Source organism: Rhodococcus sp. WS1 (assembly GCF_003797745.1).
Taxonomy (GTDB): Bacteria; Actinomycetota; Actinomycetes; order Mycobacteriales; family Mycobacteriaceae; genus Rhodococcus_F; species Rhodococcus_F erythropolis.
In genome coordinates, this window is sequence record NZ_RKLZ01000001.1 from 2,130,440 (window position 1) to 2,145,070 (window position 14,631).

General features: G+C 63.4%; 14 protein-coding genes. 8 read left to right on the plus strand and 6 right to left on the minus strand.

Annotated features, from left to right (window positions below; translation table 11 throughout):
• The first annotated feature begins 104 nt into the window (after positions 1–104).
• Positions 105–950 (plus strand): glycosyltransferase family 92 protein, encoded by an 846-nt coding sequence (locus tag EEB12_RS09885; RefSeq protein ID WP_060938326.1) that lies wholly within the window; start codon positions 105–107, stop codon positions 948–950.
• A gap of 109 nt (positions 951–1,059) precedes the next feature.
• On the opposite strand, the gene EEB12_RS30810 is transcribed toward EEB12_RS09885, so the two are convergent.
• Positions 1,060–1,188, minus strand: a complete 129-nt coding sequence (locus EEB12_RS30810) for a hypothetical protein (RefSeq protein ID WP_003945944.1) — start codon at positions 1,186–1,188, stop codon at positions 1,060–1,062.
• A 205-nt stretch (positions 1,189–1,393) separates the two neighbouring features.
• Between EEB12_RS30810 and EEB12_RS09890 the strand changes: the two genes are divergently transcribed.
• Complete coding sequence (locus EEB12_RS09890) at positions 1,394–2,155, plus strand: SDR family NAD(P)-dependent oxidoreductase (RefSeq protein ID WP_020723638.1); 762 nt, start codon at positions 1,394–1,396, stop codon at positions 2,153–2,155.
• Here EEB12_RS09890 and EEB12_RS09895 read toward each other — a convergent pair.
• Positions 2,137–2,349: a hypothetical protein gene (locus EEB12_RS09895; RefSeq protein WP_024487543.1), complete on the minus strand. Its 213-nt coding sequence runs from the start codon at positions 2,347–2,349 to the stop codon at positions 2,137–2,139. The two genes, EEB12_RS09890 and EEB12_RS09895, sit on opposite strands and share 19 nt — an antisense overlap.
• A gap of 144 nt (positions 2,350–2,493) precedes the next feature.
• On the opposite strand from EEB12_RS09895, the gene EEB12_RS09900 reads away from it, so the two are divergent.
• The 3 genes from EEB12_RS09900 to EEB12_RS09910 all read left to right on the plus strand — a co-directional run bounded on the left by EEB12_RS09900 (position 2,494) and on the right by EEB12_RS09910 (position 5,763).
• On the plus strand, positions 2,494–3,438 hold the full coding sequence (locus EEB12_RS09900; RefSeq protein ID WP_141487708.1) for an alpha/beta fold hydrolase: 945 nt from the start codon (positions 2,494–2,496) through the stop codon (positions 3,436–3,438).
• Between the two features lie 261 nt (positions 3,439–3,699).
• Positions 3,700–4,473 carry a VOC family protein gene (locus EEB12_RS09905; protein ID WP_019747156.1) on the plus strand — a complete coding sequence of 258 codons (774 nt, stop codon included), beginning with the start codon at positions 3,700–3,702 and terminating at the stop codon, positions 4,471–4,473.
• Between the two features lie 135 nt (positions 4,474–4,608).
• A complete protein-coding gene (locus tag EEB12_RS09910; protein ID WP_141487709.1) occupies positions 4,609–5,763 on the plus strand; it encodes an alkaline phosphatase family protein in 1,155 nt (384 codons plus the stop codon).
• Here the strand turns inward: EEB12_RS09910 and murJ are convergent.
• The 4 genes from murJ to EEB12_RS09930 all read right to left on the minus strand — a co-directional run bounded on the left by murJ (position 5,749) and on the right by EEB12_RS09930 (position 10,520).
• The gene (murJ, locus tag EEB12_RS09915) at positions 5,749–7,365 is read right to left on the minus strand and encodes a murein biosynthesis integral membrane protein MurJ (RefSeq protein WP_021343075.1); all 1,617 of its coding nucleotides are present in this window, start codon (positions 7,363–7,365) and stop codon (positions 5,749–5,751) included. The genes EEB12_RS09910 and murJ overlap by 15 nt on opposite strands.
• 97 nt (positions 7,366–7,462) lie before the next feature.
• Positions 7,463–8,491, minus strand: a complete 1,029-nt coding sequence (locus EEB12_RS09920) for a beta-ketoacyl-ACP synthase III (protein WP_003945837.1) — start codon at positions 8,489–8,491, stop codon at positions 7,463–7,465.
• Positions 8,492–8,652: 161 nt separating this feature from the next.
• Entirely contained in the window at positions 8,653–9,294 is a 642-nt protein-coding gene (locus EEB12_RS09925) for a response regulator transcription factor (protein ID WP_003945784.1), read from the minus strand.
• The gene (locus EEB12_RS09930) at positions 9,282–10,520 is read right to left on the minus strand and encodes a sensor histidine kinase (protein ID WP_223257929.1); all 1,239 of its coding nucleotides are present in this window, start codon (positions 10,518–10,520) and stop codon (positions 9,282–9,284) included. Before EEB12_RS09930 ends, EEB12_RS09925 begins: the two co-directional genes overlap by 13 nt.
• Positions 10,521–10,629: 109 nt before the next feature.
• Between EEB12_RS09930 and EEB12_RS09935 the strand changes: the two genes are divergently transcribed.
• Genes EEB12_RS09935 through EEB12_RS09945 form a run of 3 tightly spaced genes read left to right on the plus strand, consistent with a single transcriptional unit; the run spans position 10,630 to position 14,549 of the window.
• A complete protein-coding gene (locus EEB12_RS09935; RefSeq protein ID WP_019747152.1) occupies positions 10,630–11,412 on the plus strand; it encodes an ABC transporter ATP-binding protein in 783 nt (260 codons plus the stop codon).
• Positions 11,412–13,895, plus strand: a complete 2,484-nt coding sequence (locus tag EEB12_RS09940) for an FtsX-like permease family protein (protein WP_141487710.1) — start codon at positions 11,412–11,414, stop codon at positions 13,893–13,895. Before EEB12_RS09935 ends, EEB12_RS09940 begins: the two co-directional genes overlap by 1 nt.
• A 21-nt stretch (positions 13,896–13,916) precedes the next feature.
• Positions 13,917–14,549, plus strand: coding sequence for a class I SAM-dependent methyltransferase (locus tag EEB12_RS09945; protein WP_141487711.1), 633 nt, complete (start codon positions 13,917–13,919; stop codon positions 14,547–14,549).
• Positions 14,550–14,631 lie beyond the last annotated feature (82 nt).

Here is a 14,631-nt window from a genome sequence, read left to right on the forward strand (position 1 = left end):
TCGACTATGAGACAAATTGATAGATGTGTCAATGTTTGACGACCAATATTTCTGCGATCAATATCGAGTAACCCGCTTCCACGCAGAGCACTATCGTGTGTCGGGTGATCACGGATCCGAAGAACCACCCGAACAGCTCTGACACCGGACGCCGCGCCGTGGTTGCGGTCCTGCTCCCCCGCGAACATCTCCCCTTCATCAGAGACTGGTGCCTGCACCACATCGAGCAAGGCTGGGAGGTTGTTCTCTACGACAACACCGGTTCCGTCGGGTCCACCCGCAAGACAAGCGCATTCAGCCTCAACCGTTGGCACGGCCGCAGCGAGGACAAGAGAGGCAACTCTTACGGCGCCTTCACCCGATCGATGTCGGACAGTGAAGTTCAGGTCGCATTCCGCAAAGAACTGCACGACCTTCCGGTGACGATCGTCGACTGGCAACCGCGCGACGCGGACGGTCGGATCGTGCACGGTCAGGTAGAGGCGTACGTCGATTACGTGAGTCGATACCGCGACACCGTCGCATGGGCAGCATTCGTCGACGCCGACGAATACCTCGAGCACGCACCAGGATTGGACTGGGAGGTTCTACTTGCCGGAGTTACTCAAGCGGGTTCGCACCGCGTCGTTCTCGATGCTCTGGTTTACGAATCCAGGTGGACGCGCGACGGGCAACTGCGAGACGTCGAGGAATTGAAATGCCTTGGGCTACAGAGCCACGGCTGCAAGAACATCGTGAGGCTGTCGGAGATTCTGCGAGCGGACGTCCACTGGGGATGGAAGACAAGCGAACCGGACAGCCTGGTGCGGCCCGACCGATCCCTCTTCTACTTCCGCCATTACCGCGGTTCGGAGGCGGCACTCGACTTCACTCCGCTGCCGAACTTCGGACCCCAAGTCCACGAAGAAGGTGTGGATGTTCCGGCGGCAATTGACGTATCACAGAATTGAATGTGCCTGCAAGACACAGGTATTCAGGTACAGATAAACCTCCGGCCCGCGTCCACGAAGGCAATGCCTTCAGGTCGCGGGCCGGAGTGCTACCTATCCGAAAAACGGATCAGGAAAGCGACTGTGCAGCGGTGACTGCAGAAATGATTGCGATAACACCAGCGAAGAGACCGGCAACTCCGCCGATGCCCTTGCCGATTGCTTCCCAAGCCTTGAGGTCGTCTGCTGTGGAACCCATGTCTATCTCCTCATCATGGAATGTGTGCGCGTGCCTCGCGCCAGGTGTGTAACGGCGCTCACATTATCTGTAAGACGCCCGATTTTAAAAGTCGTACCACTAAGTGGGATGTAGATCACATCTCGCCCAGCAGGACGCCGAGACAAATATTGCACGGAGCGGACAACTATTCGACAACCGCTAAATGACGAGCAGGAGAACAGCAGTGGGCAAGTTGGATGGAAAAGTGGCCCTGATCACTGGCGCAGGGCAAGGCGTCGGCCAGGGTGTTGCGTTTGCGCTTGCCAAGGAAGGTGCTTCCGTCGCGGTGGCGGGCCGCACTGAGTCGAAACTCGTCGTCACATGTAACGAGATCACCGAACGCGGAGGCCGTGCCGAACCGGTGCTCGTGGATATCGCCGACGCGGGTTCCATCACCGCTGCCGTGGCGCGAACCGTGGAACTGTTCGGCGGCGTCGACATCCTGATCAACAACGCCAGCCTCAACCCGCTCGGCAACGTCCTCGACCTCACTCCGGAGCGCCTTGCCGACGGATTGACTTCCGGTCCCGTCGCGACGCTGCGAACAATGCAAGCCTGCTACCCGTTCATGAAGGAGCGCGGCGGCGGGGCGATCATCAACATGGTCAGTTCCGTGGCCGTCCGTTGGGACGCCGCCGGCTACGGCGGATACGCGGCCGTGAAGGAATCCGTCCGAGCCCTCAGTCGCGCAGCAGCGTGCGAATGGGGCGTCGACGGGATCCGAGTCAACGCGGTTGCTCCTCATGCATCCTCGCCCGGGCTACAGCGTTGGGCAGATGCGCGTCCGGAAGAGGCTGCCGCTTTTGTTGCCGGGATTCCGCTACGGAGGATCGGGGACTGCGAAACGGACATCGGCACCGCGGTGGCTTTCCTGGTCGGCCCGGATGCCGCGTATCTGACTGGAGCAACAATTCCGCTCGACGGTGGTCAGTCGCGCTGGGGCTGAGAGCTGGCGTCGTCGAAGGCAAGCACCGCCGACTTGGCTTCGGCGATCGGGCGGCGGAAAACGAAACCGACCAGAACGGATGCCAAAACCAGCGCGGCCAGAACAATGAGCCCGACCATCCACCACATGGTTTTCAGTATGCCCGAACCGACCTCCGCCGGACGCGCGCCACGGCTGTCGGAAAGCGGCGACAACCGCGAAAAGTGCTTGACACCAGTCAAATTCCGTTTTGCCCGTTTCCCGAGCTTCCCGATAATCCGTGATCGAGGACACAGTTTCGGATACCGAACCGGGGCGAGAGCGTGACTGGAACCGCGCCTCGGTGCATCCTGTCAGGTATGGAATCCGCTGTTTCGGCCGAACCCGCCGACGGAAGCACCCTCACACACCCGTGGGGCGGGACAAGCAACATCACCGACCTCGGCGGTGATGTTCACTGGATCGACTTCGGCGGTCCCAGCGGAGCGCCGCCCATCGTGCTCGTTCACGGTCTGGGCGGCTCGCACCTGAACTGGGTGCGGGTGGCACCGACGCTGGCGGAGCGCACGCGCGTGTACGCACTTGACCTCGCCGGATTCGGACTCACCTCTGCCCGTGGGCGACACACCGGCGTCGACGCCAACGCAGCACTCCTGAATCGCTTTCTCGAGACAGTAGTTGGTGAACCTGCCGTCCTGTTCGGCAATTCCATGGGCGGAATGGTCTCGGCAATGTCGACCCATGCCAGTCCCGAATCAGTCGCCGGCCTGGTCCTGGTGGATCCGGCGCTCCCCCTCCCCGTCCAACTTCCCGACCTGACCGTAGCCGCCCAATTCGCGCTCTACTCGATGCCGTACGTCGGTGAGCAGGTTCTCGGCTTCGGACGCCGAAAGATGTCAGACCGGCAGTTGGCCGCTCAGATGACCAGATTGTGTTTTGCCGATCCGACGCGAGCAGACCCCGCCGTCCTCGACGCGGGCGCTGCCTTGACGGCGATTCGTCGCAACGAACCCACTCAGGATGCCGAGTTCCTGCAGGCAGCACGGTCACTGTTGATGACCCTCGCCCGTCCGGCCTCTTATCGAAAGACACTGCGAGAGATCACGACTCCGACGCTCCTGATACATGGCGATCGCGATCGGCTTGTCCCGGTCGAGGCCGCCCGGGCAGCCGCCGCCGCACATCCACACTGGACCACCATCATTCTCGGCGACACCGGTCACACCCCTCAGTTGGAGATTCCGGACGAGTTTTCACGTCACGCGCTCGCATGGCTCGATCGCACGGGGCTGATCACGAGCTGACACGTACCGGCACTACACCCGCGGAACGGCCTCGCCGATCGAGCAAGTGCCCCATCAACTTCGGCGTATCAAGGACGATTCGGCGATCGACTACGTCGGCAGGTCCGGCCCACCGGTAAGCGCGAACGGTCAAATACTCCAAAGCTCTCGAGCCCTGGGAATGTGTCGGGGTACGCGCGTAGCGTGAGATTCGCGCCTTCCTCGGCCAAGCATTTGCGCGACCCGTACTTGTGTATCCGTTTCGGTAAAGGAGAGTTTCAGATGCCCGCACGCACAGCGCTCGACGGAACACCCTGTTGGATCGACCTCACCAGCTCCGATACCGAGGTCGCCAAATCCTTCTACACCAACGTGTTCGGTTGGCAGACTGACACAAACGACGACCCGCAGTACGGCGGCTACGCGATCTTCAGCAAAGACGGGCAGCCCATCGCCGGGCTCGGACCTCAGCAGGAGGGAAACCCGTACGGCAACGTCTGGACCACCTACATCTCCTCGACTGATGCGGCAACGTCGGCGTCCAAGGCCGAAGCCGCGGGCGGAATGATCATGATGCCGTCGATGCAGGTCGGTCCCCAGGGCAGCATGGCGATCGTGGGCGATCCTGCCGGTGCAGTCGTCGGTATCTGGCAGGCAGATCAGCACCACGGCTTCGGTCTGGTCGGCGAGGCCGGAGCGCCGGTGTGGCACGAGACTTTGTCCAAGAACTACGCCGCGGTCCTGCCGTTCTACACCGACGTGTTCGGCTGGACTTACGAGTCCATCGGCGACAGCGACGAGTTCCGGTACTCACAGGCCAAGCAGGGCGACACCGTCGTCGCCGGTTTGATGGATGCCAGCTCGTTCCTCCCTGCAGAGGTGCCGTCGTTCTGGCAGGTGTACTTCGGGGCGGACGACACCGACGCGGCCGTCGCCAAGGTCGTCGAATTCGGCGGCAGCGTCTTGCGCGATCCCGAGGACACGCCCTTCGGCCGTCTCGCGTCGGTGGCCGATCCACTCGGCGCCAAGTTCCAGATCTCCACGATCATGGAGTGAATCTCCGCGCAGAGGCCGCACCGGCCCGCGGTCTCTGCGCGCTGATCATCTGGAAAGTCCCGATTTGACCGCACGGATTTGAACACTCGCCCAGAAGGTATGCAGTTTTCTGCGTCCAACGCCTAATCTCATGGGATGCCCGCCCCCGCCCCTCTCCTCGATGTGTACTCGCAGCCGACTCTGTCGACGCTTGCGCCGTCGGTACTCGCTTCTCTCGGAGTGAGCGGCGAAGCGAACCGACTCGATCTACAGCCCAGCCAGAAGACTGTAATTCTGCTGGTAGACGGGATGGGCGCGAACTTGCTCGCCCGCAACGCCGAACACGCACCATTCCTGAACTCACTGATCGGAACGCCCATACGGGCAGGATTCCCCACGACGACGGCCACCAGCATCGTCTCGTTGGGGACCGGGCTGCCCTCGGGGGCGCACGGAATCACCGGTTACCAGTCTTACGTCGAAGAAGCCGATTCGGTGTTCAACTGGCTGGGTTGGCACAGCGCGGGCAAGAAGGAATCTCAGACCGACTCCATCGTCCCGGAGACCCTGCAGCCGCAGGCCACGACCTTCGATCGTGCCGCGGCCGCCGGCATCACCGTCACTACCGTCGTTCCGTCCAAATTCGACGGCAGCGGCCTCACCCGGGCGGGAATGCGCGGCGCCCAATTCGCCGGAATCCAGGCATACGGAGACCTCCTCGCTCGCACCGTGGCCGCGTCGAAATCTGCCGACCGTACGTTCACGTACTGCTACATCAGCGAGATCGATGCACTCGGCCACGTCTACGGCCCCGAGTCCGAGCCGTGGATTTTCCAACTGATGCTTGTCGATCGACTGGTCGAGCAACTCGCCGCCGCTCTCGGTCCGGACGTGAGATTGCTGGTGACGGCAGACCACGGAATGGTCGACGTGTTGGACGAGAACAAGATCGACTTCGACAACACTCCGATTCTGTCCAAAGATGTACTCGCTCTTGCCGGTGAACCTAGATGTCGTCACATCCACACCCGAGAAGGCGCTGCACAAGATGTTGCGGACCGCTGGCGCGCCGAACTGGGTGACCGCATGTGGATCGGGACGAGACCCGAGGGCATAGTCGCAGGATTGTTCGGGCCTGCAGTGCATTCCGAGTATCACGGCCGGATCGGTGATGTCATCGCCATTGCGTCCGGGGACGTGGCCGTCGTACGTCGATCTGTCGAATCGGGACTGTCCGGCCTCCGTGGACAGCACGGCGCCCTCACTCCGGACGAACTGCTGGTACCGCTCTTGTCCTCAGGACAACAGTAGGGCCCGAGCCCGGCGAATCTCGGGAACACCGACGACCTTGCATGCGCCCAACAGGACGACTGCTCCGACGGCCGCACCCGCCGACAATGAAATAACAGCAGCAAGCCTGGGCTCGGGAACTCGGTTCTGAACCGCCACCACCAAAGCGAGCGCACAACCACCTGCCAGAATTGCCGCCGCCGAAATCCTTCCGACGGTAGCCTGCACGCGACGGAATCCCAACAGCCCGTATCGCTTTCGAAGCAGGATGTGGCCGAGCGCCGCTCCGCACACGTAGGAGAACGAGCCCGCCGCACAGACGGCCAGGACCAGCGTTTCGTCACTCGCCGACAGAGACGCAAGAAGAACGAGCGCCGTCTTGGCTACCACCATCACCAGCGCGATCACCGCGGGAGTTCGGGTGTTGTTGTCGGCGTAGAACACTCGAAGCTGAAGCATGACCATCGCAAAGGGCACCAGCCCGAATGCACTGACCGCAACGGCCGTCCCGATCAACCGGGCACTGCTGCCGTCGACCCGGCCGAAGAAGATCAGGGTGGTCAACGAGGGGCCGAAGACCATGAGCGCCACCGTGACCGGAATCAGCGCCACCACTGAATACCGGGCTCCCCGGCCGAGATCGGATACGACGCCGACGTCGTCACCCGCAGCAACCGACCTGGCGATCCGCGGCATCAGCACCGTCAACAACGACACACCGAGAATGCCGTACGCCACTTGAAACAGCAGATCCGCGTGCGTGTACATCGAGTAGACGTGACGGGAGAGAGTGACCTTCATCGTCACCCACACACCGATCTGACCGGCAACGACGTACACAAGTACCCAACCGAGCAACGGCGCCCCGACGCGCACCGGGCGCCAGGTGTGCGGTACGACCCGCACGCGAAGGCGCCACCGAAACCCGTTGCGGTGCAGCGCTCGAGCAACGACGGCGGTTTGCGCCACGATCCCGAGCAGAGTGCCGATACCGATCACCAGAACCTGCGCGGTGGTCATCGACTCGGGAGTCAGAGTAACCGGCCCCGGGATGCACAGGAAGACCGCGACCGTCACCAGAAGGACGACGTTGTTGATCACCGGCGCCCAGGCCGGCGCGCCGAACACTGATCGAACACTGAGTACTGCCGTCATCATCGCCGTGACGCCGTAGAAGAAGATCTCCGGCAGAAGCAAGTACGCGAAGAGCGTCGTCAACTCTCGTTGAGCCGGATCATCGATCACAGCCGAGACCAGAGGCGGCGCGCACACCACCGCCACTACCGTCACGAGCGCAAGAGCAAGCGCTCCGACGGTGAGAACGCGCTGCGTCTGCTCTCGTTCGAGCGTCCGCCCACGACTTCGCTGCCGTGTCAGATACGGAAGCAGAACGCTGGCGAGAATTCCGCCGAGGAGGAGCTGATAGACCATGTTCGGGAAGCTGTTGGCCGCGTTGTACGCATCACTGACCAGGGCGATGCCGAGGACCGCGGCAAGGGCAAGGGTGCGGACGAAGCCGGTGATCCGACTGACCGTGCTGGCGAGCGCCACTTGCCCGCCCATCTTCGCCAAGCTGCCGCCCGTCACACCCGTACGTTCGGACTCCCCCATACTCTCGACCATCTCGCCAGAGTGCCACATCGCAGAGGTACGACGGTCTGGACGGAAACGGAAGAGCGCCCCGAACCGTGGGGTTCGAGGCGCTCGTCACGAGAGAAGATCAGGCTGATTCCGCTCCAGCCAACGGCGGCATGACGACAACCTGGCCGGCGAAGGACAGACCCGCACCGAAGGCGAGAAGCAATGCCTTGTCGCCCGGCTTGCACTGGCCGTCGCGCAGCATCTGCTCCATGGCGAGCGGGATCGAGGCCGCGGACGTGTTGCCCGTCTCGGCGATGTCGTTGGAGACGGGGAAGCCCTCGGGCAGCTTCATGCTGCGAGCGATGACCTCGTTGATGCGCTGGTTTGCCTGGTGCGGCACAAAAGCGTCGATGTCCTCGATACCCAGCCCCGACTTCTCCAGGGTGCGGGTGGCGACCTTGCCCATCTCGAAGGCAGCCCAGCGGAACACCGCGGTACCGGCCATCTTGATCCACGGACGAGGTCCGGTCGGGTTCTTGGTGTAGTCGAGCCAGCTCGGCTCCTGAACGATGGCGTCGGACTGGCTGCCGTCCGAACCCCACTCGACCGGGCCGATTCCGACGGTATCGCTCGGGCCGACGACAACTGCGCCTGCGCCGTCACCGAAGATGAAGCGAACGCTGCGATCGGTGGGCTCGGTGGCCTCGCTCATCAACTCGACGCCGACCACGAGTACGTGATCAACCGTGCCGCCGCGAACGAGGTCGCTGGCCACTGCAAGGGCGGTACAGAAACCGGCGCAGCCTGCCGCGACGTCGAATGCAGCCGGACCCTTGATGCCGAGCTCGTGGGCGACGATGGACGCAGCCTGAGGAGTCTGCAGGTCCCACGTCGACGTCGCGATGATCACGGCGCCGATCTGCTCAGGGGCAATGCCGCTGACGTCCAGTGCTTTACGGGCCGCGCTGATCGACATCGCGAGGATGCCTTCACCTTCGCCGGAGAACCGGCGCGACTTGATACCCGATCGCGTCTGGATCCACTCGTCGGTGGAATCGATCAGCTCGCAGATCTCGTCGTTGGTCACGACTCGCTCCGGGCGGTGAACGCCGAGCCCGAGAAGGACGGACTGCCGACCTCCGGCCACACTGGCAATCGGCTTACCCATTGATCGATCTCCTCGTTGGTTTCTGGTGATGACGCGCATTCGACATCACACGTTACGTACAGGACATAAGCCCCTGCCTCTCAGGTCACCGTTCGATCACGGCAACAACATGAGGCTGGCTCACATTACGCTTCGGTCAGGTATGTAGTCCAGATCCACGATCAGGCGCGTAAATGAGCTAGAACTGCCAAAACACGACGATGCCCGCTTTCGGAAGCCGACAGGCCGAGTTTTGCGAAGATATTTCCTATGTGCTTGCTCACAGCAGTGTCGCTGACGACCAGTTTCCTGGCGATTTCCTGATTTCCCAGCCCCTCCGCCATCAGTCCGAGAACCTCGGACTCGCGTGGGGTCAGTGATCTGATCGGATCGTCGGCGCGTCGACGGCTCATCAGTTGGGATACGACCTCGGGATCCATCACGGTTCCGCCGTCGACGACCCGGTTCAATGCGTCGACGAACTCGGCTACCTTGCCGACCCGTTCCTTGAGCAGGTACCCGACCCCGCCGGCGCCTCCTGCCAACAATTCACCGGCGTAGCGATCCTCGACGTACGCGGAAAGGACCAGGACGGGAAAGCCCGGGCGAAGCTTGCGCACCTCGATCGCCGCTCGAAGCCCCTCGTTGGTGAAAGTAGGAGGCATCCGGACGTCGAGCACCGCGGCGTCGGGGGCGGTCTCCTCGAACACCGTGAGGAACTGTGCGGCGTCGGAGACGGCAGACACCTCGAAGCCCTCTCCGCGGAGCAGCAGTGCCAGCCCCTCTCGCAGGAGAGCGTCGTCCTCGGCAATCAGAATCCGCATGGTAGTTCCACCCTCATCGTTGTCGGTCCACCCTCCGGGCTCTCCAATACTGCGGTTCCTTCGAAAGCCTCGACCCGGCGTCGGATACCCGCCACGCCGCCGCCCGGGCGTTCGTTCGCGCCGCCCTGACCATCGTCGATCACGTCGATGAGCATCGTCTCACCCAACGAGTCGTCCGACGCCTCCGTCCGTGCCGTGACGGTGACACTGCGCGCTCCGCTGTGTTTTGCGACGTTGGTCAAGGCCTCGGCGACGACGAAGTACGCAGCAGCCTCGACGGCAGCCGGGGCACGGCGGAGTTCGTCGATCTCGAGTACGCAGGGCACGGCGGAGCGCCCGGCGAGCGCGGAGATCGCGCCCTCCAGACCCAACTCGTCGAGGATCGGCGGGTAGATGTCGTGCACCAACGTCCGGAGTTCGCTCAACGCCTCGGTGGCCGCATCCTGGGCCCGATGCAGTTGTGGCAGAGCCTGGTCCGGATTGTTCTGCAACGACCGCTCGGCCATCCCCAACATCATCACCACCGCGACCAGACGGTTCTGCGCGCCGTCGTGCAGATCCCGCTCGATGCGCTTGAGTTCGGCCGAATGTGCGTCGAGCGCCGCAGCGCGGCTGGCCGTCAGGGCGGTGACGCGCTTCGAGAGGTCCGAACGCGTGTCCGGCGCAAGCAAAGTCGTGGTCGACCAGCTGATCCACTTCGCCATCGCGGGGACCAACCACCACGCGATCAGGAGGTACAGGATGCCGATCAACGGCATTCCGGCAGCGCCCAACCACGACGTCACGGGGTACGGATTGTTGACGGGTTCACCGGCGGGCATCTGCTGCCAGTACAGCGGGACGGCAATCGAATTGAGTGCACCGAGTGGCAGAGCAATGGTCAGCATCGCCGCGACGAAAGCCCCCAGACCATGAATCGACAGCCAGGCCGCGTCGCGCCTGGTCGACTGATCGGTGAGGAACCGGCGCCAATCCCCGAAGGTCGGATTGCTTGGCATCGGTGGGTATCGCTGCAGAACAGGGCGTCCGGTGTACGCAGCCGTTCTCTTGCGGGCCAGACCCGCCCACCACCGGAGCACCCGCACGTACGACGGCAACAGCAACCATCCGACGATCAGAATCGAGAGCGACAGCAGAATGAGACCGACCATCAGCAAGAACAGGGAGACCACGGCTGCCGCACCCTCGACGAGCACGTACACCGCAGCCCTGGTTCTCTTCTTCACTGCCCCAGCATGCCGCACCTGATGCCGCGATCCACTACAGCTGGCTACACCATTGATTCGGGACCCTGCTGGATGTCGACGAATGCCGAATCTCCATAGCGTTCATCCCATGAAGAATCGACACTCGGTCCTCGCCCCGCCGGCCCCTGGTGCCACGGCCGCCCGAACATCCGCCGTGCGACTCGAAGGCGTCAGCAAGATCTACGGCAACGGCCGCGGCGCCGTGACCGCCCTCGACAACATCAGCCTCACCTTGCCGCGCAGCACCTTCACCGCCGTGATGGGCCCGTCCGGATCGGGCAAGAGCACTTTCCTGCACTGCGCCGCAGGGCTCGATCGACCGAGCAGCGGATCGGTGTGGCTGGGCGACACCGAGATCTCACAGCTGAAGCCGAAGGCCCGCAGCATCTTCCGTCGCGATCACATCGGTTTCGTCTTCCAGGCCTACAACCTGCTCGGCGCTCTCGACGTCGAGCAGAACGTCACGCTCCCCCTACTCCTCGCCGGACGACGAGCCGACAAGCAGTACCTGACCTTCGTCCTCGAATCCGTCGGACTCGGATCGCACCGCAAGCGCAAACCCTCCGAACTGTCCGGCGGTCAGCAGCAACGCGTCGCCATCGCGCGCGCCCTCGTCACTCACCCCGACGCACTCTTTGCCGACGAGCCGACCGGCGCCCTCGACTCCCGCAGCGCCAAGCAGGTTCTGGAGTTGTTGCGCCGGACAGCCGCCGAGTTCGATCAGACCATCGTCATGGTCACGCACGACCCGGTGGCCGCGTCGTACGCCGATCGTGTGCTGTTCCTCGCCGACGGGAAACTTGTCGGGCACATCGACCGCCCGACGCCGCAGCAGATCGCCGAGCGCATGACACACCTCGGGGACTGGTGATGATGAAAGCGCACACCTTTGCGCACCTGAAAGCGCATCGCTCCGGTTTCGTCGCCGTGTTCGTCTCCGTATTCTGCGCAGCGCTCCTCACCTGCGGTCTGGGTGTGCTGCTGGAATCGGGAGTGCGAGGCGGCGTCTCACCACATCTCTACGCCGGTGCCGACGCCGTCGTGAGTGCACCACAGGCGCTCGAGGTCAAGGAAGACGCCGATCAGCCTTTTGCCGAGCGAGTTCTCCTCGACAGCGATACGGTCCGCAAGCTCGACGCACTCGATGTCACCGTGGTTCCCGACATCTCCGTCCCCGTCAGCACCGCCGAGGGCGTCGTACTCGACGCACATCCTTGGAACACAGCACAATTGGCGCCGTACTCGCTCACCGAAGGTCGCGCTCCGCAGAGCCGAGACGAGGTGGTCTCGACCACGGGCGCCGCTCTCGGCGAGCAAATCACGCTGGCTCACGGCGCGATAGCCGACGAGTACACCGTCGTCGGCACAGCTGATTCGGCTTCGGTGCCGTCACCCGACCGTCCGGCACTCGTCTTCCTCGACGACGCAGAGGCCGAACGGTTGTGGCCGCACCAGAACGCTGTCACCGCAGTCGGATTGATCACTCCCGCAGGCGTGGATGCTGCCGCTCTCGCCCGCGATGCACTCGCCGGAACCGGCGCGGAGGTCTCGACCGGCACTGCGCGCGGAGGCATCGAATTCCTCGACGCCGGTGCTGCGCGGACCCAGTTGATCGTGCTCTGCGCGTCGTTTGCCGGTCTCGCGTTGATGGTCAGTATGTTCGTCGTTTCCAGCACGCTGTCGCTCTCGATCAACGCAAGACGCCGAGAGTTCGCTCTGTTGCGGGCAATCGGGGCCACCACGCGACAAGTCCACGTCATGATCGGACGTGAAGTGCTGCTCGTCGCGGCGGCTGCGGCGGCTCTCGGCGCGGTGCCCGGATACCTGCTCGCCCGATTCCTGGGTGCACAGTTTGCCGACGCCGGGGTCATGCCCACCGATTTCGCGTTGGCGTACAGCCCGCTTCCGGCGATCGCGGCTTTCCTGATCTGCGTACTCACTGCCCGCGCGGCAGCGGCGATCGCGGCACGACGACCGGCGAAGCTCGACCCCGTCGAAGCGCTTCGCGAATCCGAAAGCGGCCCGGCGAAACTGAGCCGCGGACGCATCGTCACCGGGCTGATCTTCGGTGCCGCCGGTCTCAGCGCGTGCATCCTCCCCGCTTTCCTGCCCGGCAGCGTGGCAGCCGCTGGAGCCGGTTCGAGTGCACTGTTGTTGATCTTCTCGGTCGCGCTACTCGGCCCCTTGTTGGTGCGCGGCATCATCAAGGTGATCGGCGGTCCACTGCGCCGTAGTGGGTCGGCGTCCAAAGTTCTCGCTGCCGCCAACGCCGAATCCAATTCGAGACGGCTCTCGTCGGCGGTTGTTCCCTTGGCTCTCGCAATCGCACTGGGCTCGGTGCAGTTCTTCAGCCAGAGCACCGTCGCCGCCGAGGCGACCAACCAGTCGATCAAGGGCGTCACCGCCGACCTGATCGTCGGCGCGCCGGCCGGTATCGCTCCCTCGCTCCTCGACTCGATCGCATCGGTGCCCGGAGTGAGTGCGGCAAACCCGGTGGTCCGCAGTCAAGTCCTGCCGGTACCCAGCGGTGAGGAAGGCGGCTCAGCCGACAGCGCGATCGCTGCCCAGGGCATCGACGCCGCCGGCGCCGACGCGACCCTCGATCTCGCGGTGACCGAGGGCGACCTGAGCGCTCTAACCGGCGATACCGTTGCCGTGAGCGAAGACGGCGCCTTCACACTCGGAGCCAAGGTAGGTCAGCGCGTCGACCTCTATCTAGGGGACGGCACACTGGTGCATCCGATGGTCGTCGCAAAATATGGTCGCGGCCTCGGATTCGGGGACGTGACCATGCCGATCGAGACTTTGCGTCAGCACTCCACCGACGCTCTGATCGACACCGTTCTGGTTGCTGCCGAACCCGGACGGTCGGCCGAAGTCCAGCAGTCGTTGCGCTCGTTCCCCTCGATCGCCGCGATGAACCAGGACCAGTTCGGGGCCGCGGGCGAAGATCAGCGTCGTATGCAGTCCTGGGTCAGCATCCTCGCCGTCCTCGTCCTGCTCGGCTATCTCGCAGTCGCCGTCGTGAACACCCTGGTCGCCGCCACTGCCGAGCGTTCCCGCGAGTTCGCGCTCCTTCAACTGGTGGGCTCGCGGACGAGGCAGGTCCGAGCGATGATGCGCATCGAGTCGTTGATGGTGGTGGGAATCGCCGTCGTGGTCGGATCGCTGATCGCCCTGCCGCCTCTGATGGGTATCGCCGTAGCGGTGTCCGGGCAGCCGATCCCGGCGATTTCACCGGCGATCTACGGTTCCATCGTCGCGGTGACCGCTGTTCTGGGATTTGTCTCCATCGCGATCCCGACGCGCGCCGCCCTACGCAAGAACCCGATGGACGGAGTGCGTAACCACTGAGTGGCACTACCGTCGTCATCTATGGATGCGGCGGCCTGGGACAAGAAGTACGAAGAAACCGAGCTCGTCTGGGGCGCTCCTCCCAACGAACTGCTGGTGGAATACGCGACGGCCCTCCCCCACGGCCAGGCACTCGACCTGGCGTGCGGCGAGGGCCGTAACGCGTTGTGGCTCGCGACCCGCGGTTGGGAGGTCACCGGCATCGACTACTCGGCCGTCGCGATCGAGAAAGCCCGCACGATCGCGGCCCGCTCACCCCGATCGGTTCTCGACCGGCTCGACTACCGATGCGGCGACGTCACCGTCGCGGATTTCGCCTCAAGGAACGGGCAGGGATACGACTTGGCCCTGCTTCTTTACCTTCATCTGCCCGCACCACAACGCACCCTGGTTGTGAACCGTGCCATAAATTCTCTGAAACCTGATGGAATCCTCATGATTTTGGGTCACGACCGAAGCAACATCGACTACGGCGTCGGCGGACCGAAAGATCCCGAAATCCTTTACACACCAGAAGAATTGATGCAGGAGTTCGAAGGAAGGCTCGAGTTCGAGATCGCCGGAAATCCGCACAGACACACCGAAACGGGAATCGCGGTCGACGCGCTTGTCATCGGACGCAAATCCGGTGTTGGCAATGCAAAGAACGGCTAGTAACATGTATTAAGTTACCGACGAGTAATAAACTTCGGGCGGTACTAGGAGTGCTGGACCGCACCACCTCACTGGGAGAAGC

Excerpts from the sequence above, each read along its gene's own strand:
- EEB12_RS09925 (WP_003945784.1), bottom strand. The coding sequence starts at position 9,294 with ATGCGGATTCTGATTGCCGAGGACGACGCTCTCCTGCGAGAGGGGCTG.
- EEB12_RS09940 (WP_141487710.1), top strand. The coding sequence starts at position 11,412 with ATGATGAAAGCGCACACCTTTGCGCACCTGAAAGCGCATCGCTCCGGT.
- murJ (WP_021343075.1), bottom strand. The coding sequence starts at position 7,365 with ATGGTCGAGAGTATGGGGGAGTCCGAACGTACGGGTGTGACGGGCGGC.
- EEB12_RS09910 (WP_141487709.1), top strand. The coding sequence starts at position 4,609 with ATGCCCGCCCCCGCCCCTCTCCTCGATGTGTACTCGCAGCCGACTCTG.
- EEB12_RS09945 (WP_141487711.1), top strand. The coding sequence starts at position 13,917 with ATGGATGCGGCGGCCTGGGACAAGAAGTACGAAGAAACCGAGCTCGTC.
- EEB12_RS09900 (WP_141487708.1), top strand. The coding sequence starts at position 2,494 with ATGGAATCCGCTGTTTCGGCCGAACCCGCCGACGGAAGCACCCTCACA.
- EEB12_RS09935 (WP_019747152.1), top strand. The coding sequence starts at position 10,630 with ATGAAGAATCGACACTCGGTCCTCGCCCCGCCGGCCCCTGGTGCCACG.
- EEB12_RS09905 (WP_019747156.1), top strand. The coding sequence starts at position 3,700 with ATGCCCGCACGCACAGCGCTCGACGGAACACCCTGTTGGATCGACCTC.
- EEB12_RS09920 (WP_003945837.1), bottom strand. The coding sequence starts at position 8,491 with ATGGGTAAGCCGATTGCCAGTGTGGCCGGAGGTCGGCAGTCCGTCCTT.
- EEB12_RS30810 (WP_003945944.1), bottom strand. The coding sequence starts at position 1,188 with ATGGGTTCCACAGCAGACGACCTCAAGGCTTGGGAAGCAATCGGCAAG.